This is a genomic window from Neisseria dentiae (genome assembly GCF_014055005.1).
Taxonomy (GTDB): domain Bacteria; phylum Pseudomonadota; class Gammaproteobacteria; order Burkholderiales; family Neisseriaceae; genus Neisseria; species Neisseria dentiae.
In genome coordinates this window covers 1,244,924-1,264,038 of record NZ_CP059570.1, presented here as the reverse complement: position 1 = coordinate 1,264,038, position 19,115 = coordinate 1,244,924, and the positions used below count along the sequence as shown (strand labels likewise).

General features: G+C 53.8%; 15 protein-coding genes and 1 pseudogene. 13 read left to right on the top strand and 3 right to left on the bottom strand.

Annotated elements, in window-relative coordinates:
- The first annotated feature begins 336 nt into the window (after positions 1-336).
- Genes fdnG through H3L92_RS05950 form a run of 3 tightly spaced genes read left to right on the top strand, consistent with a single transcriptional unit; the run spans position 337 to position 4,967 of the window.
- Positions 337-3,390 carry a formate dehydrogenase-N subunit alpha gene (gene fdnG / locus H3L92_RS05960; protein ID WP_085364714.1) on the top strand — a complete coding sequence of 1,018 codons (3,054 nt, stop codon included), beginning with the start codon at positions 337-339 and terminating at the stop codon, positions 3,388-3,390.
- Positions 3,391-3,402: 12 nt separating this feature from the next.
- The gene (gene fdxH / locus H3L92_RS05955) at positions 3,403-4,317 is read left to right on the top strand and encodes a formate dehydrogenase subunit beta (RefSeq protein WP_085364715.1); all 915 of its coding nucleotides are present in this window, start codon (positions 3,403-3,405) and stop codon (positions 4,315-4,317) included.
- Complete coding sequence (locus H3L92_RS05950) at positions 4,317-4,967, top strand: formate dehydrogenase subunit gamma (protein WP_174222540.1); 651 nt, start codon at positions 4,317-4,319, stop codon at positions 4,965-4,967. Before fdxH ends, H3L92_RS05950 begins: the two co-directional genes overlap by 1 nt.
- 58 nt (positions 4,968-5,025) lie before the next feature.
- On the opposite strand, the gene H3L92_RS05945 is transcribed toward H3L92_RS05950, so the two are convergent.
- Positions 5,026-5,823 (bottom strand): 3-hydroxybutyrate dehydrogenase, encoded by a 798-nt coding sequence (locus H3L92_RS05945; protein WP_085364717.1) that lies wholly within the window; start codon positions 5,821-5,823, stop codon positions 5,026-5,028.
- A 122-nt stretch (positions 5,824-5,945) separates the two neighbouring features.
- Between H3L92_RS05945 and mmsB the strand changes: the two genes are divergently transcribed.
- Both mmsB and H3L92_RS05935 read left to right on the top strand, forming a co-directional pair.
- On the top strand, positions 5,946-6,869 hold the full coding sequence (mmsB, locus tag H3L92_RS05940) for a 3-hydroxyisobutyrate dehydrogenase (protein ID WP_085364718.1): 924 nt from the start codon (positions 5,946-5,948) through the stop codon (positions 6,867-6,869).
- Positions 6,866-7,015: pseudogene (locus H3L92_RS05935) on the top strand (lipoprotein signal peptidase); the annotation flags it as partial. The gene mmsB and the pseudogene H3L92_RS05935, both read left to right, overlap by 4 nt.
- A 652-nt stretch (positions 7,016-7,667) precedes the next feature.
- Here H3L92_RS05935 and H3L92_RS05930 read toward each other — a convergent pair.
- Positions 7,668-8,459, bottom strand: coding sequence for an IclR family transcriptional regulator (locus H3L92_RS05930; RefSeq protein ID WP_085364719.1), 792 nt, complete (start codon positions 8,457-8,459; stop codon positions 7,668-7,670).
- A gap of 207 nt (positions 8,460-8,666) precedes the next feature.
- Here H3L92_RS05930 and H3L92_RS05925 point away from each other — a divergent pair, with 207 nt between their 5' ends.
- From H3L92_RS05925 to H3L92_RS05890, 8 genes are all read left to right on the top strand, one after another.
- Positions 8,667-10,058: a GntP family permease gene (locus H3L92_RS05925; protein WP_085364720.1), complete on the top strand. Its 1,392-nt coding sequence runs from the start codon at positions 8,667-8,669 to the stop codon at positions 10,056-10,058.
- 37 nt (positions 10,059-10,095) lie between these two features.
- Positions 10,096-11,256 carry an iron-containing alcohol dehydrogenase gene (locus tag H3L92_RS05920; protein WP_085364721.1) on the top strand — a complete coding sequence of 387 codons (1,161 nt, stop codon included), beginning with the start codon at positions 10,096-10,098 and terminating at the stop codon, positions 11,254-11,256.
- Positions 11,257-11,400: 144 nt separating this feature from the next.
- The gene (locus tag H3L92_RS05915; RefSeq protein ID WP_085364722.1) at positions 11,401-12,900 is read left to right on the top strand and encodes a CoA-acylating methylmalonate-semialdehyde dehydrogenase; all 1,500 of its coding nucleotides are present in this window, start codon (positions 11,401-11,403) and stop codon (positions 12,898-12,900) included.
- Positions 12,901-13,131: 231 nt separating this feature from the next.
- A complete protein-coding gene (locus tag H3L92_RS05910) occupies positions 13,132-14,625 on the top strand; it encodes a DegQ family serine endoprotease (RefSeq protein ID WP_085364723.1) in 1,494 nt (497 codons plus the stop codon).
- Positions 14,626-14,805: 180 nt separating this feature from the next.
- On the top strand, positions 14,806-15,891 hold the full coding sequence (gene nagZ, locus H3L92_RS05905; protein ID WP_085364724.1) for a beta-N-acetylhexosaminidase: 1,086 nt from the start codon (positions 14,806-14,808) through the stop codon (positions 15,889-15,891).
- 294 nt (positions 15,892-16,185) lie between these two features.
- Positions 16,186-16,977 carry a polyamine aminopropyltransferase gene (locus tag H3L92_RS05900; protein ID WP_085364725.1) on the top strand — a complete coding sequence of 264 codons (792 nt, stop codon included), beginning with the start codon at positions 16,186-16,188 and terminating at the stop codon, positions 16,975-16,977.
- 43 nt (positions 16,978-17,020) lie between these two features.
- Positions 17,021-17,353: a (2Fe-2S) ferredoxin domain-containing protein gene (locus tag H3L92_RS05895; RefSeq protein WP_085364726.1), complete on the top strand. Its 333-nt coding sequence runs from the start codon at positions 17,021-17,023 to the stop codon at positions 17,351-17,353.
- 54 nt (positions 17,354-17,407) lie between these two features.
- Entirely contained in the window at positions 17,408-18,067 is a 660-nt protein-coding gene (locus H3L92_RS05890; protein ID WP_085364727.1) for an alpha/beta hydrolase, read from the top strand.
- A 119-nt stretch (positions 18,068-18,186) separates the two neighbouring features.
- On the opposite strand, the gene H3L92_RS05885 is transcribed toward H3L92_RS05890, so the two are convergent.
- Positions 18,187-18,537, bottom strand: coding sequence for an energy transducer TonB (locus tag H3L92_RS05885; protein WP_085364918.1), 351 nt, complete (start codon positions 18,535-18,537; stop codon positions 18,187-18,189).
- Positions 18,538-19,115 lie beyond the last annotated feature (578 nt).

The following is a 19,115-nucleotide window of genomic DNA, read 5'->3' as shown; positions in this document are numbered from 1 at the left end:
GAACATCTTGCGCGCATTTTAGCTTCGCAAGTCCGCTGCGCTGCCTAACGCCGCAGATGCGGGTTTTAACCAAAATACCGCCGCAATGCTGTCGGCGATACGACCTAATTAAACTGTTAATGTTTTTTCGAGGCCGTCTGAACAATCCGTTTCAGACGGCTTCTGCCGTTGCAGACGTTCAAAATAAAATAGACGGTTGTGATTCAAATGGCTTACAATCCGCTACATCAAACCACACAACAAAACACTACAACCAAAGTAGTAGATAACGAAAGCAGTAGCAAAATAAAAAAGGCCGTCTGAAAAAAAACGGCGGCCGGCCAAAAGGAACACAACATGAAAGTAACCAGACGGCAGTTTTTCAAGGTAACCGCTGCCGGCGCAGGTGCGTCGGGTTTGGCGGTAATGGGCATGATGCCCGCAAACGCATGGGCGGAAGTGCGCCAGTATAAGCTGACCCGCGCCACCGAAACCCGCAACAACTGCACTTATTGCTCGGTGGGCTGCGGCACGCTGCTTTACAGCTTGGGTGACGGCGCCAAAAACGCCAAAAAGAAAATTTTCCACATCGAAGGCGACCCCGACCATCCGGTCAGCCGCGGTTCGCTCTGCCCCAAAGGTGCATCGCTGGTGGATTTCGTCAACAGCCCCAACCGTGTGCTTTACCCCGAGGTGCGCGAGCCGGGCACCAACGAATGGAAACGCATTTCCTGGCACGACGCGCTCACCCGCATCGCCCGCCACATCAAGGCCGACCGTGATGCCAACCTGATTGTGCAAAACGAAAACGGCGTTCCCGTACACCGTCTGCCCACATTGGGCATGCTGACGGCTTCCGCCTCTTCCAACGAAACCGGTATTCTCACGCAAAAATGGATGCGCTCGCTGGGCATCGTCGCCACCGACGCTCAGGCCCGCGTTTGCCACGGCCCCACCGTGTCCGCGCTGGCCTCCACTTTCGGCCGCGGCGCGATGACCAACACTTTCGTCGATATCCAGCACGCCGATTTCATTATGGTGATGGGCGGTAATGCCGCTGAAGCCCACCCCGTCGGCTTCAAATGGGTAATCGAGGCGAAAAAGAAAAAAGGCACCAAGCTGTTTGTGGTCGACCCGCGCTTCAACCGTACCGCCGCCGTAGCCGATTTCTACGCCCCCATACGTTCGGGTAGCGACATTGCCTTTTTGGGTGCATTAATCAACTGGCTGATTGAAAACAATAAAATCCAGTGGGAATATGTGAAAGCCTATACCAATGCCAGCTTTATCGTGGCCGAAGGCTTCGATTTCGACGAAGGTATGTTTTCAGGCTATGAAGAGTCTAAGAAAAAATACGACAACGAAACCTGGTATTACGAGTTGGACGCCAACGGTTACGCCAAAACCGATCCCACGTTGGAGCACCCCCGCAGCGTGTGGCAGCTGCTGAAAAAGCATTATTCGCGCTACACGCTCGATATGATGACCACCATCTGCGGCACCACCAAAGAAGATTTTCTCAAAGTAGCCGAAGCATGGGGCGAAATGGCGGCACCGAACAAGGCCGGCACCATTCTCTATGCGCTGGGCTGGACGCAACACACCACCGGCAGCCAGATTATCCGCACCATGGCGATGGTTCAATTATTACTGGGCAATATCGGTATGTCGGGCGGCGGTGTGAACGCTCTGCGCGGCCACTCCAATATCCAAGGTTTGTCGGATTTGGGCCTGCTCTCCACCATGCTGCCGGGCTATCTGGTTCTGCCCAACGAAACCAACCACCCCACCTTTGCCGATTATTTGGAAAAGCAAACCCCCAAAGCGCTGCAACCCGGCCAGATGAACTACTGGCAGAACACGCCCGCATTTTTCGTGAGCTTTTTGAAGTGGATGTACGGCGACAACGCCACCAAAGAAAACAACTGGGGCTACGATTGGCTGCCCAAGTGGGACAAGATGTACGACATCCTGCAAATGATTGATTTGATGTATCAGGGCAAGGTAAACGGCCTGTTGGTGCAGGGTTTCAACGCGCAGGGTTCGTTCCCCGACGCGCACCGCGTAACCGAAGCGTTTTCCAAGTTGAAATTCATGGTGGTGATGGATCCGCTCGACACCGAAACCGCCACTTTCTGGCAAAACCACGGCGAAGCGCACGATGTCGATCCCGCCAAAATCCAAACCGAAGTGTTCCGCCTGCCTACGCCGTGCTTTGCCGAAGAATCGGGTTCGATTGTGAACTCTTCGCGCTGGCTGCAATGGCACCACCCGGGTGCCGAACCGCCCGGCGAAGCGCTGCCCGACTTGGACATTTTGGGCGAACTGCACCTGTTGCTCAAAGAAATGTATGAAAAAGAAGGCGGCACCGCGCCCGAGCCGATTACCAAACTCTCTTGGAAATACGCCAAGCCGCACGCGCCTACGCCCGAAGAAATGGCAAAAGAATCCAACGGCTATGCGCTGGCAGACATCAAAGACAAAGACGGCAACGTTATCCGCAAAAAAGGCGAGCTGCTCGACGGTTTCGCCCAACTGCGCGACGACGGCACCACCGAGTGCGCCACCTGGATTTTCTCAGGCTCGTGGACGCAGCAGGGCAACCAGATGGACCGCCGCGACAACACCGATTCAGGATTGGGCAACACGCCCAAATGGGCATGGGCTTGGCCCGCCAACCGCCGCATTCTCTACAACCGCGCTTCATGCGATCCCAGCGGTAAACCGTGGGATCCGAACCGCGTGCTGATTCATTGGGACGGCAGCAAATGGACGGGTGCCGACGTGGCCGATTTCAAAGCCGATGCCGCGCCGGACTCCGGCATGAACCCGTTTATCATGAACGAAGAGGGCGTGGGCCGTTTATTCTGCGCCCGCAAATTGGTGGACGGCCCGTTCCCCGAACACTACGAGCCGCTCGAATCGCCCATCGGCACCAACCCCTTGCACCCGAAAGTGGTGCAGGCACCCGCCATGCGCCTGTTCGACAGCGTGAAAGACCGTATCGGCACGCATGAAGAATTCCCTTATGTCGGCACCACCTACCGCCTGACCGAGCATTTCCAATTCTGGACCAAATCGGTGAAGCTGCTGATGATTGCCCAACCCCAGCAGTTTATCGAAATCAGCGAAGAGCTGGCGAAAGAGAAAGGCATTCAGAAGGGCGATTGGGTAAAAGTCAGCTCTAAACGCGCATGGATTAAAGCCAAAGCCGTGGTAACCAAACGCATGAAACCGCTTACCATCAACGGCAAAACCGTGTATCAGGTGGGTATTCCGCTGCACGGCGGCTGGGTGAATGTGTCGGGTGAAAAGCAGTTTTTGGTGAATTCGCTCACGCCTTTCGTCGGCGACTGCAACACCCAAACGCCCGAATACAAAACCTTTTTGGTTAACATCGAAAAAGCATAAGGAACGGAAAACATGGCTCTGCAATCATTAGACATCAAACGCCGTTCCGCCACGGCCGAAATCACGCCGCCGCCGGGCGTGCGCCGCCCGACGGAGGTGGCCAAGCTGATTGACGTAACCACCTGCATCGGCTGTAAAGCCTGCCAAGTGGCCTGTTCGGAATGGAACGATATCCGCGACGACATCGGCACCAACCACGGCGTGTACGACAACCCGATCGATCTGACCGCCAAAAGCTGGACGGTGATGCGTTTTTCGGAAGTGGAACAAAACGGCAAGTTGGAATGGCTGATCCGCAAAGACGGCTGCATGCACTGCGCCGACCCCGGCTGCCTGAAAGCCTGCCCGTCGCCCGGCGCGATTATCCAGTATCACAACGGTATCGTGGATTTTCACGAAGAAAACTGCATCGGCTGCGGCTACTGCATTTCGGGTTGCCCGTTTAACATTCCGCGCATCAACAAGCAGGACAACCGCGCCTATAAGTGCACACTGTGTTCCGACCGCGTGGCCGTCGGCCAAGAGCCGGCCTGCGTGAAAACCTGCCCCACTGGTGCGATTCAGTTCGGTGCCAAGGAAGACATGAAACAGGTGGCGCAGGAGCGCATCAAAGATTTGAACAACCGCGGTTATAAAAACGCCGGCCTGTACGATCCCGAAGGCGTAGGCGGCACACATGTGATGTATGTGCTGCACCATGCCGACAAACCCGAGCTTTACCACGGCCTGCCGAATAATCCGGCTATCAGCACCACCGTAAAACTGTGGAAAGGCCTGCTCAAGCCGTTGGCCACCATCGGCATTGCCGCCGCCACCTTAACCGGATTCTTCCACTACATTACCGTAGGCCCCAGCAAAGCCGAGGAAGAAGGCACCGAGGTAATCGGCAAAGACGGTAAAACCCTGCATGGCGAGGAGGATGCATAATGAAAGAAAAACTGATTCAGCGCTATAACCGCAGCGAGCGCATCAACCACTGGATTGTGGCCATCTGCTTCGTGCTGCTGGCGATTTCCGGTTTGGCGTTTTTCTATCCCGCCTTTTTCTGGCTGACCGGCGTATTCGGCACCCCTCAATTGGCGCGGATTATCCATCCATTTGTAGGCGTGGTAATGTTTATCGGCTTTTTCGTGCAGTTTTTCCGCTATTGGAAATACAACTTTATCGATAAAGAAGACGTAAAGTGGATGAAATCTGTAGGCACCGTGCTCAAAGGGCATGAAGTGGGCGATACGGGTAAATACAACGGCGGCCAAAAAGGCATGTTTTGGCTGATGACCGGCTGCATGATTGTTTTACTGTGCACCGGTATCATCGCATGGCGGCCCTATTTCGCCGAATTGTTCCCGATTCCGGTTATCCGTTTGGCTTTGCTGTTTCACGCATGGGCGGCCTTGATTCTGATTGCCGGCATCATCGTGCACGTTTACGCCGCTTTCTGGGTAAAAGGCACGATACGGGCGATGGTGGAAGGCGTGGTTACCCAAACGTGGGCGAAAAAGCACCACCCGCGCTGGTATCGCGAAGTGATGGTAAAAAACGAACAAGCACAAAAAGCGGGTAAAAAACCGGAGTAACTTCCCGTTGAGTTTGGGTTTCGGTGAAACAAAGCCTTCCTGTGTCGGAAGGCTTTGTTTATTTCATCCCCCAACCGTGGCTGGCAATAAAAGATTGTCCGGTAAAAACATTGGTCGGGAATGACGCGAGAAATAAAGCGAGCTGGGCGATATCGGCAGTAGTGGTGAATTCGCCGTCAACCGTGCTGCCCAGCATGATGTTTTTAATCACCTCTTCTTCACTGATTCCTTTGGCCTGGGCCTGTTCCGGAATCTGTTTTTCTACTAGGGGTGTTTTGACAAAGCCCGGGCAAATCGCATGGGCGCGGACGCCGTGTTGCGCTCCCTCTTTCGCCAATGCGCGGGTTAAGCCTAATAGGCCGTGTTTGGCGGTGATGTAAGGCGCTTTGTAGAGACTGGCTTCGTGGGAGTGTACCGAACCCATATAAATCACGGTGCCGCTACCTTGCGGATACATATATTTCAAGGCAGACCGGGTTGTGAGGAAAGCGCCGTTCAAGTGGATATCGAGCATGCGCTGCCAATCGGAAAAAGACAGTTGGTCGATAGGTGCAATAATTTGGATGCCGGCATTGGAAATCAAAATATCCAAACGGCCTGTGGCAGACACCAGCCGGTCGGTAGTTTGTTGTACATCGGATTCGCTGCATACATCCGTTTCTAATGCAATAGCCCGCCCTCCCTGCGATTGGATAGCCTCAACCGTTTGTTGGGCGGCTGCCAAATTGATATCGGACACGCCCACATATGCACCTGCACGGGCATATTGTTCGGCAATGGCGCGCCCGATACCGCCTCCTGCGCCGGTAATTAAAGCTGTTTTGCCTTGTAGGCAATAGGTTTTATTAGAATTCATGGCGGTTCTCCTTCGTGTTATTCAAAATTTGTGATTTTAATCATAAAGTAATACAATTTGTATCATTTAGCAATTATTGTAGGATTGCTATGTAGTAATTTAAATATACAGGAGAAACAGAAATGAATACGAAAGCCAAACACATTGCTTTTATCGGATTGGGCAATATGGGAGCGCCGATGGCGGTTAATTTGTTGAAACACGGTTATATTGTCAGCGTGGTGGATTTGAATGCAGACGCAGTGGCTGCTTTGGTTGAGGCAGGTGCACGGGACGGCGGTTCTGCTCAAGAAGCGGCTGCTGTGGCGGATATCGTGTTAACAATGCTTCCTGCCGGCGAACATGTGAAAAGTGTGTATTTGGGCGCCGAAGGGCGGCAGGGGGTGTTGGCAGTTTTGCCGGAAGGTGCTTTTGCCATCGATTGCAGCACGATTGCCGCCGAAGATGCCCGTTTAGTGGCAGCCGAAGCTGCCAAGCGCGGTATTGCTTTTGCTGATGCGCCGGTATCGGGCGGTATAGCCGGGGCGGCGGCAGGCACGCTTAGTTTTATGGTGGGGGCGGAAAGAGAGCATTTCGAACGCATATTGCCGCTGTTGCAGGCGATGGGGAAAAATATTTTCCATGCCGGCGGGCACGGGGCCGGCCAGGTGGCTAAAATCTGCAACAATATGCTGTTGGGTGTGTTGATGGCGGGTACGGCCGAAGCGGTGGCATTGGGGGTGCAAAACGGGCTGGATCCGGCGGTATTGTCGGACATTATGGCGAAAAGCTCCGGGGGCAACTGGGTGTTAAACGGTTATAACCCCTATCCGGGCGTGATGCCGAATGCACCGGCTGGTAGGGCCTACCGCAATGGGTTTATGAGTAAACTGATGCTGAAAGACTTGCGTTTGGCAGAAGAGTTGGCGCGGCATACGCCGCAAGATACGCCGATGGGCGGGCAAGCACGTTTGCTGTATGAACGGTTTGCCGCCGAAGAGGGTAACGCAGATTTGGATTTTTCAGCCGTGCTGGGGTTGTATCTGCCTCAGGTGTTGCCTGAATGATATGGAGACCTTTGCAAAACCCCCATCTGCGGCGCATTTCTGCGTTGTGCGCTGCTCGCTCGCTTGCCTATCTATCTGATATGTCTGCGCTCGTTGCGCTGCTACGCCTTGAACTGCATCCTCATCTGGGGGTTTTGCAAAGGTCTCATATGGCGAAAACTTTATTTTCAGACGGCCTCATATCGCGGATTAGCTTAACTTTCGCTACGGCGTTCATCCATTCCAGCAACTGTGCGCCGGTGAATTATCCCGCGCGTATGGATGGAAGCGCCCGGATGCCGGCGAAACCAGCAAACGGGTGTTATGGGGGCGGAGGAAAAAGCCATTGCTGTAAGGAAATGGCAAAAACAAGAAAATGCCTGTCTGAAAATATTGGTTTATATATTTTCAGACAGGCATTTTATATCGCACCTAACTTGCTAAGGCGCTGATTCAATAGTAGAGTTTTTTGCCGATGTGGAATTTTGTTTGAACCAATAATATCACCGGGGATTTACCATGTTTTTCGGTTTTGAAACATTTGATGTAACAGTTTCAGGAGCAACAATCCATGCATCCCTGCCTGCGTGGGTATGACGGTGGTTGGGTATTTCAGACGGCCTAGGGTCTGTCGACAATTAACGCAACGGCGGTGTTTTTGGCCAAAAAAAACCGTCTGCGGCGTTAAAAATGCTCGCAAGGCGTTCAACCTTGCTGTGCTTTTTGCCTTGCATACGCGGTTTTTGCCTTAAAAAACCGCTTCGCCGGTTAATTGTCGGCAGACCCTAGACAATTTGTAAAAAGGCATCGGGCTTTGATTCAGATTGATTTTTTCAGGCTGTTATGTGTTTCAGACAGTAGGGCGCTGATTTCTTTGGCCGCCTGCTGCATATCAGGCAGGAAGGCAAGCAAATCGGGCAGGCTTTTGCGGATAGTGGGTGCGTGCGTATAGAGTCCGCCGACAAACTGGCCGCCTTCATCGTAAATAGGCACGGCGAAACCCACCATGCCGGCGATGAATTCTTCGTTATCCGTGCCGTAGCCGCGCTGTTCGGTTACTTTGACGTCCTGCTCCAGTTCGGATGCGCCTGATAAGGTGTTTTTTGTCATGCGCGTCAGTGGAATATGGGTTAATAGCTGGCGGCGTTTGCTTGTGGGCAGCGTGCTGAGATAGAGCTTGCCGCCTGCGGTGCAGTAGAGCGGGACTTGGGTACCGCTGGGCAGATAAACCTGTAAAGGCCAGTTGGTTTGCACGCGGTCGGTGTAGGACATCATGCTGCCGTTTGGCACGGTAATACCGCAGGTTTCGCCTATTTTGGCCGACAACGAAGACAATACCGCTTCGCGGCTCAATTTATAGTGTTTGTTTTGCCAAATGTTTACGCTTAAACGCAGCGCACGGATACCGGGAACGATACCGCCTTGAATATCTTGTTGGATGAATTGCTCGCTTTCCAAAAGCTGTAACAGGCGGTGCAGGCTGGGTTTGGGGATATGCAAATCACGGATTAAATCCTGCGGCACCGGCGGTCTGCCGGCAGAGGCCACCGCTTCGATAATTTCTAATACGCGGGTGATGGACGAACCGCGGTCACGGTTGCTTTCAGACATATTTTCAGTATTCCAATCAATGATATAAGTAAAAACAATATGCTTAAATTGTATATTTTTAGCCTTATAAATCAATTATATAACAAATAATTTGATTGAAGCCATCAGAAAATTCCATTTCATTTTTCCGTTTTGTTGAATTAATTTATAAAACGATACAATTTGTATCAAAATACAAATAATATTAATATACAGAGGAGATGTGATATGTTGAGTTTGACAGGCATCATATTATCGCTGCTTTTGCTGATGTATCTGGCCTACCGCGGTGTCAGCGTGTTGATTCTGGCGCCTATCCTTGCCATGTTGGCGGTATTGTTCAGTGCGCCGAGTAATGAACTTTTAGGCACTTACACGCAGGTTTTCATGCAGGGCATGGGCGGATTTGCGATTAAGTTTTTCCCTATTTTTTTGTTGGGCGCAGTATTCGGCAAGCTGATGGAAGATTCGGGTGCGGCGCACAGCATTGCTTATGCGCTGGTTGAGAAGTTTGGCAAGCAGAAGGCTTTGCTTTCGATTATCGTGGCTTCGGCGGTGCTCACTTACGGCGGTGTGTCGGTGTTTGTGGTGACCTTTGCCGTGTATCCGATTGCGGCTGCGCTGTTTCGCGAAATCAATATTCCGAAGCGATTGATTCCCGGGGCGATTGCCGTGGGGGCGCTCACGTTCACTATGACGGCGATGCCGGGCACGCCTTCGATTCAGAATGCGATTCCGATGCCTTATTTTGAAACCGATGCTTTTGCCGCACCGGGCTTGGGCTTGATTGCCGGTGTGATTATGTTTGCCGGCGGGGTATGGTGGATGCAGCGCCGTCTGAAAACCGCGTTATCGGCGGGTGAGGGTTACGGCGAGCATCATGATGCCAATATCAAAGAGCAGGATTTCAAACATTTGCCGACTCTGCTTCAGGCTTTGGCACCGATTGTAGTGGTTATCGTGTTGAATTATGTGTTGAGCAAATTTTTATTCCCCGTTATGGATACGGCTTATCTGGCCGATAAGAAGTTTGGTGGTACGTCGCTGAGCGCGGTATCGGGTTTGTGGGCGATTATCGTGGCCTTGCTGGCAGGTTGTTTGATGTTGGTGTTTGCCAACATGAAATATTGGCGCAACCTGAAAAAATCGGTGAACGACGGTGCGATGGGTTCGCTCCTGCCGATTTTCAACACCGCATCCGAAGTGGGTTACGGTTCGGTCATTGCCACTTTGGCCGGTTTTGTGATTTTGCGCGATTTTATGGTCGGTTTGTCGCCGAACAATCCGCTGGTTTCCGAAGCGATTGTGATTAACGTGATGGCGGGGATTACCGGTTCGGCCTCGGGCGGCATGAGTATCGTGTTGAACGTGATGGGCGAAACCTATATGCAGATGGCGCAGCAATTCGGTATTTCGCCCGAGTTGATGCACCGTGTGGCATCGATTGCTTCCGGCGGATTGGATGCGCTGCCCCATAACGGCGCGGTGATTACCATGTTGGCGATCTGCGGTTTAACCCATAAAGAATCTTATCTGGATATCTTCATTGTTGCCGTGGTGGTACCGCTATTGGCTTTAGTGGCGGTGATTACGTTCGGTACGATGTTCGGCTCGTTTTGAAGGCTTTCAGACGGCCTAAATTAAGAAGGAGAAACAAATGAGCATTCAATCCATTGTTTTGCCCCGCATGATGCAGATCGGCAGTGGGGCTTGCGAGAAACTGCCGGAATTTGTGCGTGCGGTGGGCGGCAGCAAACCGCTGCTGGTTACCGACAAAATGATGGTGCAGTTGGGTTATGCGGAGCAAGTGCTCTCTGTACTGCGTGAGGCGGGTATTGAGGCAGACGTGTATGACGATACTGTTCCCGAGCCGACGGCATCGTCGATTATGGGCGGCGTGGTGATGGTGCAAAACGGCAGTTACGACGTGGTGATTGCATTGGGCGGCGGCAGCCCGATAGACAGTGCCAAAGCGATTGCCGTGATGGGCAAATTCGGCGGCACGATACGCGATTATTGCTTTCCGCGTTTGGTCAGCGAAAAAGGCTTGCCGCTGATTGCCATACCCACCACGGCGGGTACCGGCTCGGAATGCACCAAAGTGACGGTGATCACCGACGAAGCCAACAGCGAAAAATTATTGTGCGTCGGCACCGCTTTTATGCCCACGGCAGCCATTATCGATTACACCTTAAGCCTCAGCGTGCCGCCGCGTACCACCGCCGACACCGGTATCGATGCGCTCACCCATGCCATCGAGGCGTATGTCAGCCGCAAAGCGGGTTTATACAGCGACAGCCAGGCCTTGGCGGCCATGAGCCTGATCGGCCCCAATCTGCGCACGGTGTATCACGACGGTGGCAACCGTGCCGCACGCGAGGCCATGATGTTGGGTTCGACGCTGGCAGGCATTGCGTTTAATAACGCATCCGTGGCGTTGGTGCACGGCATGAGCCGCCCGATCGGCGCGTTTTTCCATGTGCCGCACGGCTTGTCGAACGCGATGCTGCTGCCCGCCGTAACCGCTTATTCCATTCCGGCGGCGGCCGAGCGTTACGCCGACTGCGCCCGAGCCATCGGCGTGGCCGCTGCCGGCGACGACACCGATACCGCCAACGGCAAGCTGCTCGATGAATTGGTTGCCTTGAACCGCGAATTGAAAGTGCCGACTTTGGCCGAATTCGGCGTGCAGAAAGCCGATTTCGATGCGGTGGTGGAAACCATGGCCGAGCAGGCACTGGCTTCAGGTTCGCCCGGCAACAATCCGCGCATTCCCGCTAAAGAAGAAATCGTTGCCATTTACCGCGAGCTTTGGTAGCTACAGTTTAATGCAAGCTGCCGAAAGTAGGTTTCCGGTTCAGACAGGCATTTCGTTTGTTCAGACGGCCTTCATCAATATCAGGCCGTCTGAAAAGAACAAGCATTTCGATTTATATATTTTGATTTTTAAAGGAGAAATATCATGACACACATTGTCGGCCACTTTATCAACGGCAAAATCATCAACGATACCGCCCACACGCAAGATGTTTACAATCCTTCCACCGGCGAAGTCAGCAAGCAAGTGGCGTTGGCGGGCAAAGCCACGGTAGAAGAAGCCGTTGCCGCCGCGCAGGCCGCGTTTCCCGAGTGGCGCAAAACACCGGTGATGAAACGCGCGCGCATCATGTTCCGCTATAAAGAGCTGCTGGAGCAGAACCGCGACAAAATCTGCGAATTAATCGGTTCGGAACACGGCAAAATCGTACACGATGCCGCCGGCGAATTACAGCGCGGCATCGAAAATGTGGAATTCGCCTGCGGCGCACCCGAAATGCTCAAAGGCGAATACAGTAAAAATGTCGGCCCCGACATCGATTCTTGGAGCGACTTCCAACCCTTGGGCGTGGTGGCCGGCATCACCCCGTTCAACTTCCCGGCGATGGTGCCGCTGTGGATGTTTCCGCTGGCCATCGTCTGCGGCAATACTTTCGTGTTGAAGCCGTCCGAGCGCGATCCGAGCGTATGCCTGTTTTTGGCGCAACTGATGCAGGAAGCCGGTTTGCCCGACGGCGTGTTGAACGTGGTGAACGGCGGCAAAGAAGCGGTGGATACCCTGCTGACCGACAACCGCGTACAGGCCGTCAGCTTTGTCGGTTCCACCCCGATCGCCAAATACATCTACGCCACCGCCACCGCCAACGGCAAGCGCTGCCAAGCGCTCGGCGGCGCGAAAAACCATGCCATCGTGTTGCCGGATGCCGATTTGGACAATGTGGTCAATTCCCTGTTGGGCGCAGCATTCGGTTCTTCCGGCGAGCGCTGCATGGCCTTGTCGGTAGCGGTGGCCGTGGGTGACGAAATCGCCGAACGCATGGTGGCCGGTATCAAAGAAGGCATGAAAACCATGAAAGTCGGCCCGTTTTCCGACAAATCCAACCATTTCGGCCCGCTGATTACCGCCGCGCACAAAGCCAAAGTGGAAGGTTACATTGCCAGCGCCGAAGAGCAGGGCGCCACCATCGTGGTGGACGGCCGCAACCCCAGCGTACCCGGCTATGAAAACGGCTTCTACCTCGGCGGCACGTTGATCGATCACGTTACCCCCGATATGGTGAGCTATCAGGAAGAAATCTTCGGCCCGGTGTTGCAGGTAGTGCGCGTGAAGACCATGCAAGAGGCGATGGATCTGATCAACAACCACATCTACGGCAACGGCACCTGCATCTATACCCGCGACGGCGAAGCCGCCCGCTATTTCGCCGACAATATCCTGGTGGGCATGGTCGGCGTCAACATCCCGCTGCCCGTGCCGGTGGCTTACCACAGTTTCGGCGGCTGGAAGCAATCGATGTTCGGCGATTTGGGCACATACGGCCCCGACGGCACCCGTTTTTACACCCGCCGCAAAACCGTTACCCAACGCTGGCCGACTTCCGAAGTACGCGAAGGCGCGGTGTTCTCCATGCCCACTTTAGGCTGAGCCGCTGCCACGTGGCCGTAGGCCGCAATTAATATAATGTAACAGGCCGTCTGAAAAAACGGGTTCTGCACAACAAACGCAGCTGCCGTTGTTTTCAGACGGCCTTCCGATAAGGCTGTTTCGGGCAGGTAAAATAAAGGGGGCTGCATCGCAACCGCCGTGCAGAAGCGGCCGTTTTCGTTTACAATCCGCCTATCCAAACCCAACGGAACAGTTTTAAGAGGAAACGCCGTGAACACAACGCCAAAATACATCGCCTTGCTGACGGCTTCGGCCTTGGCTTTGAGCGGCTGCGACAAAATCGACAGCTTTTTCGGTAGAGACGGAAAGCCGCAAGACGATTTGGTGCAGAAAGTAGAAACCAAAACCGATGACGGCAAGGTGCAGATGCTGTTGCCCGACTTTACCAAGCTGGTGGAGCAGGAAGGGCAGACAGTTGTCAATATCCAAGCCACCAAAGCGCCGGCGAGCAGGCAAAACAGCGATAACGGTATGGATTTGAACCAGTTTCCCGACAATGATCCGTTTTACGAGTTTTTCAAACGCCTCGTGCCCAATATGCCCGAAATGCCGGAGCAAGACGACGAGGGCGAGCTGAATTTCGGTTCAGGCTTCATCATCAGCCCCGACGGCTATATCCTCACCAATACCCATGTGGTGGGCGGCATGGCCAATATCAAAGTGGTGTTGAACGACAAACGCGAATATTCGGCCAAATTAATCGGTTCCGACCAGCAGTCTGATGTGGCGCTCTTGAAAATCGATGCCGCCGATTTGCCGGTGATTAAAGTGGGCAACGCCAAAGATTTGAAACCGGGCGAATGGGTGGCCGCCATCGGTGCGCCGTTCGGCTTCGACAACAGCGTTACCGCAGGCATTGTGTCGGCCAAAGGCCGCAGCCTGCCCAACGAAAACTACACGCCGTTTATCCAAACCGATGTGGCCATCAACCCCGGCAATTCGGGCGGCCCGCTGTTTAACCTGCGTGGGCAGGTGGTGGGCATCAACTCGCAGATTTACAGCCGCAGCGGCGGTTTTATGGGCATTTCGTTCGCTATTCCGATTGATGTGGCCATGAACGTGGCCGAGCAGCTGAAAACCACCGGCAAAGTGCAGCGCGGCCAATTGGGCGTGATTATTCAGGAAGTTTCCTATGATTTGGCCAAATCGTTCGGCCTCGACAAGGCTTCCGGCGCCCTGATTGCCCGTGTGCTGCCCGGCAGCCCGGCGCAACGTGCGGGCTTGCAGGTGGGCGACATCGTGCGCAGCGTGAACGGTGAAGAAGTGCGCCAATCAAGCGATTTGCCCGTGATGGTGGGTGCGATGCCGCCTGGCAAAGAAGTTACTCTCGGCGTGTGGCGCAAGGGCAAAGAAAGCACGGTGAAAGTGCAGCTCGGTGCCAACGGCCAGGATACCGAAATGAGCGAGGAGCAGGCGTCCGACCCCTCATACACGCCGGAAGGCCAAACCTTTACCATTGAAAACACGGGCTTAACCCTGCAAACGCGCTCGGCCAACAACGGCAAACGGCTGGTGGTGGTGAAAGCCGAAGGTGCCGCCCAGCGTGCCGGCCTGAAGCGTGGTGACGAAATTCTGGCGGTGAGCCAAATCAATGTGGAAGACGAATCCACATTCCGCAGCGCGCTGGAGAGCACCGGCAAAACCGTGCCCCTGCTGGTGCAGCGCGACGGCAGCACGCTGTTTTTGGCGTTAAACCTGCAATAAGCCTGCACATTTGTTTTCAGACGGCCTCAATGCAGCAGGCCGTCTGAAACGTTTCCGGCCGTCAGGCATATTTCTGCGGCCTTAAACCACATCTGCCCGCGGCGGCTTTACCAAAACTTTGAGGCCGTCTGAAAACTGCGGCAGCCCGAACCGATTTACCTTATCTTTTATGAGATTAGTATGACCCAACCCGTTATTCCGCGCGGCCCGGTGATGGCCGATGTGCACGCTTTCCGCCTTAGCGAAGAAGAAAAGCAACGCCTGCTCGACCCGGCTGTGGGCGGTGTGATTCTGTTCCGCCGGAATTTTGAAAATATCGAACAGCTCAAAGCCTTGGTCGGCGAAATCAAGGCCCTGCGTTCGCCCGAGCTGGTAATTGCCGTCGATCACGAAGGCGGGCGCGTGCAGCGTTTTATCAACGGCTTTACCCGCCTGCCCGCGATGGACGCGCTCGGTGCGGTTTGGGACAGCGAAGGCCCCGAAGCGGCCAAAGCGCGCGCGGAGCAGGTGGGTTGGGTGTTGGCTGCCGAATTGAGCGCGTGCGGCATAGACTTATCGTTTACACCCGTACTTGATTTGAACTGGGGACAGTGCGCCGTTATCGGCAACCGCAGCTTCCACTGTGATGCCGGAGTGGTGGCCGAACTGGCGCTGGCGCTGCAAAAAGGCTTGAACCGCGGCGGCATGAAATCGTGCGGCAAACATTTTCCCGGCCACGGCTTCGTAGAAGGCGACAGCCACCATGTGCTGCCGCAAGACGACCGCACGCTGGCAGACTTGGAAGCCGCCGATATATTGCCGTTTAGAAAAATGAGCGCCGCCGGCATGGCCGCCGTGATGCCCGCGCACGTGGTGTATCCGCAGGTTGACAGCCTGCCCGCAGGTTTTTCCGCCAAATGGCTGAAAGAAATCCTGCGGCGGGAAATCGGCTTTAACGGCGTGATTTTTTCAGACGACCTCACAATGGAAGGCGCAGTGGGCGCAGGCGGTATCAAAGACCGCGCCCGTTTGTCGTTTGAAGCGGGGTGCGACATCGTGCTGGTGTGTAACCGCCCCGATTTGGTTGACGAATTGCGCGAGGATTTCGTTATCTCCGCCAACCCCGATTTGGCTGCCCGCTGGCAATATATGGCGAACACTTTGAGCGCCGGCGAGGCTGCTGCTATGATGCAGACGCCCGAATTTAAAGCTGCCCAACTGGCTACCGCACAACTGGCCACGCCGAAAGACACGGAAGGCGGCGTGAAAGTGGGCGAGGCGTTTTAGGACGTGTTGTCAGAAGGCTTGTAAAGCGGATTTTTGAGAAAAAATCCGCAGATACTGCTAAGGCGCACTTTAGTTTTAAGGCATTGTTATCCGCCGGTTGGCATATGTTTGAGGCCGTCTGAATCTTTTCAGACGGCCTCAAACAATCAACCTGATATAAATCCCGCCTCTTTCCGAATAATCATAACCTTAAGGATTAATTGCCCACATTTACCGTTGTGGCCGTCTGAAACACCGTTCCAACGCGTCCGAACTGTATTAAAATAACGCTCTTTTCCTACATTCCACCGCTTTATGGCACACCACCCTTACCGCCGCCTGCGTGCGCAGCAATCCGAACTGCCGGAGGTGGGTATTTCCGAATCCGGCAACATCCGCTCGCTGCATTTGGGCAGCGCCACCGTGCAAAGCTCGATGAACCTTGATCATCCCGCCGAGCTGGTGCTTTCATACAGCCGCGCCATGATGGGCTGGCTGCTGTTTGTCGAACAGGCGCCTGCACACATCACCCAAATCGGCTTGGGCGGCGGCTCGTTTGCACGCTGGATAGATGCCTACCTGCCCGATACGCGCCAAACCGCCGTCGACATCAACCCGCAGGTTATCAATGTGGCGCGCAGCCTGTTCGAGCTGCCGTTTGAAGACGAACGTTTCGAAATCATCGAAGCCGACGGCGCCGAATACATCAAAACCCTGCGCGGCGGCACCGATGTGGTGCTGGTGGACGGCTTCGACGGCCTGCAAATCGTTGATGCGCTGGTGGAAGAGCCGTTTTTTGAAAACTGCCGCCAAGCATTGTCGGCAAACGGCATCTTCGTAACCAACTGGTGGAGCGGCGACCGCCGCTACCGCCGCTTCGTCGAACGCCTGCTGGGCGTGTTTGAAGGCCGCGTGTTGGAGCTGCCCGCAGAAAGCCACGGCAATGTTGCCGTGATGGCATTCCAAAGCAGCCCGAAAGAGCAAAACCTCGACAAACTGAAAAAGCGCGCCGACAAACTCAGCACGCAATACGGTTTGGATTTCAAACGGATGTTGTCCGAATTGAAAGCCAACAATCAAAACAACGGCAAGCATTTTTATCTGTAAGGCCGTCTGAAAACTTTCAGACGGCCTCCGAAGAAAGACACCCATGAGCTATTTCCAACGCCACCTGTTTATCTGCACCAACGCCCGCCGCGACCCGTGCAAACAAAGCTGCAACGATAACGGCGAAGCCGACGCCGCCGTCGATTTTATCAAGGGCAACGCCAAAAAAATGGATCTGATCGGCCCCGGCAAACTGCGCATCAGCAGCACAAGCTGCCTGGGGCGCTGCGAATCCGGCCCGGTGATGGTGATTTATCCAGAAGCCCGCTGGTACACTTATGTGGACGAAGAAGATTTGCAGGAAATTCTCGAACAAGATTTGGCAGGCGGCAAAGCCGTTAACCGCCTACTGGTCGATCAACCGGAAAACGGCTGATTGCGCCCGGATTTTCAGACGGCCAATACACGATAGAGATTACCAGACATCATTATGCTGAAACCCATTAACCAACTGCATATCCCCGGCCCTGCGGGCATACTCGAAACCATTTACCTGCCGGCGCAAGGGCAGGGGCGCGGCGTAGCCGTAATCAACCATCCCAACCCGCTGCAAGGCGGCACCAACACCAACAAAGTGATACAGACCGTGGCAAAAGCTTTGAGCATGCTCGGTTTCCACTGCTATCTGCCCAACCTGCGCGGCGTAGGTAACAGCGAAGGCAGCCACGACTACGGACGGGGCGAAGCCGACGACTGCGTCGCCGTTATCGACTATGCCCGTGCCAAACACCCCGAAGCCGCGCTGTTGGCCATCAGCGGTTTTTCGTTCGGCGGTTATGTTTCACTGTTTGCGGCGCAACGGCGCGAGCCGAATTTGCTGTTATTGGTTGCCCCTGCCGTCAACCATTATGAAAACCGCGAACCTGCTGCTCCCGATGCGTCCAAAACCTTGTTGGTTCATGGTGAAACCGATGAAATCGTGGGTTTGGAAAAGGCTTTCAAATGGGCGGCACCGCAGGATATTCCCGTGTTGGTTTTGCCCGAGTCTTCACACTTTTTTCACGGAAAACTGATTGTTTTGCGCGAAACCCTGCTGCGTTTTGTGCCTGTGGTTGTGGGCGGCAGGCAGGCCGATGGTGTTGCCGGCTAACGGTCGGAGGCCGGTTTGGAGAGATTTCTAAAAGGTTTCTGCTATTGGATTGCAGCAACAACGGAAAAGGCGCGCCTGTTTTGAAGGCGCGCCTTTTAAGGGGATACGGAACCCATACTTTATTTGGTTAAACCTGCGTGTTGCACCGGTGCGTTTTTGCTGAAGTTGATTTCTTTAATCACGCTCAGGTCGATCGAATCGCCGTTCATGGTTGCGGGGCGCAAATATTGCGTTTCCATCCAGTCGACTGCTGCGGCATCGATGCTGGCGGAACCGCTGCTGCGCACCACGCGGGCGTCGCTCACATTGCCTTCGGCATTGATGGTGATGCGCATGGCTAAGTTGCCGCTGATCGGCGCGGCGGCGTCGGAAGCTTTGTGATGGAAAGTAACGCCTTGGGCGAAAGCGGCTTGGGCGCCGGCCAGCATGGCGAAAGCAGCCACGGTAGAAAGAGCACGTTGGATTTTCATAATTTTGTCCTTGTTGTAATACGTTTCGTAATGTGTTTGGCCATCTTGCAGCATAAAATGGTGGTTGGCTGGCCTTTTTGATGGGAAAAGCATTGAGAAATATAATATTGCAATATTTTCTGCTTTTCTTGTTATGTATTTTGCATGCTTGAAAAAAATAATGCAATAAGAAAATGCAAGATGAATGGAAAATTTTTTAGATAATCGGTTTGTTTGAGATGGTGGTGATAGTTTTATCCGGGTTTGATTGATGGTGTGGCGATAAGGCCGATAACGATGAATCTTATTAAAATTATTTAAAAACAGTATGATATGAAAATGGTTGTTGCAGTATGCCATTTTTTTGTGCCTGTAAACTTAGCACTACCGTTTATCTGAATAAAATTCCGATTGTCTCTTATATGCAACTGTCAATTTTTATTTTCGGTTGAAAACAACGGCCGGAAACCGAAAAAACGTTGATATGAGCCCTATTTCGTTTACGCATCTGTTTTTGTGGTTGCAGGTAACAGCAAAAGCAGATGGTTTGGTGTAGAATCGTCGCCTACGCTTTCAGACGGCCTGAAACAGGGCAGGGA

Coding starts and splice junctions, on each gene's coding strand:
- fdnG (WP_085364714.1), top strand. CDS start 337: ATGAAAGTAACCAGACGGCAGTTTTTCAAGGTAACCGCTGCCGGCGCA.
- fdxH (WP_085364715.1), top strand. CDS start 3,403: ATGGCTCTGCAATCATTAGACATCAAACGCCGTTCCGCCACGGCCGAA.
- H3L92_RS05950 (WP_174222540.1), top strand. CDS start 4,317: ATGAAAGAAAAACTGATTCAGCGCTATAACCGCAGCGAGCGCATCAAC.
- H3L92_RS05945 (WP_085364717.1), bottom strand. CDS start 5,823: ATGAATTCTAATAAAACCTATTGCCTACAAGGCAAAACAGCTTTAATT.
- mmsB (WP_085364718.1), top strand. CDS start 5,946: ATGAATACGAAAGCCAAACACATTGCTTTTATCGGATTGGGCAATATG.
- H3L92_RS05930 (WP_085364719.1), bottom strand. CDS start 8,459: ATGTCTGAAAGCAACCGTGACCGCGGTTCGTCCATCACCCGCGTATTA.
- H3L92_RS05925 (WP_085364720.1), top strand. CDS start 8,667: ATGTTGAGTTTGACAGGCATCATATTATCGCTGCTTTTGCTGATGTAT.
- H3L92_RS05920 (WP_085364721.1), top strand. CDS start 10,096: ATGAGCATTCAATCCATTGTTTTGCCCCGCATGATGCAGATCGGCAGT.
- H3L92_RS05915 (WP_085364722.1), top strand. CDS start 11,401: ATGACACACATTGTCGGCCACTTTATCAACGGCAAAATCATCAACGAT.
- nagZ (WP_085364724.1), top strand. CDS start 14,806: ATGACCCAACCCGTTATTCCGCGCGGCCCGGTGATGGCCGATGTGCAC.
- H3L92_RS05900 (WP_085364725.1), top strand. CDS start 16,186: ATGGCACACCACCCTTACCGCCGCCTGCGTGCGCAGCAATCCGAACTG.
- H3L92_RS05895 (WP_085364726.1), top strand. CDS start 17,021: ATGAGCTATTTCCAACGCCACCTGTTTATCTGCACCAACGCCCGCCGC.
- H3L92_RS05890 (WP_085364727.1), top strand. CDS start 17,408: ATGCTGAAACCCATTAACCAACTGCATATCCCCGGCCCTGCGGGCATA.
- H3L92_RS05885 (WP_085364918.1), bottom strand. CDS start 18,537: ATGAAAATCCAACGTGCTCTTTCTACCGTGGCTGCTTTCGCCATGCTG.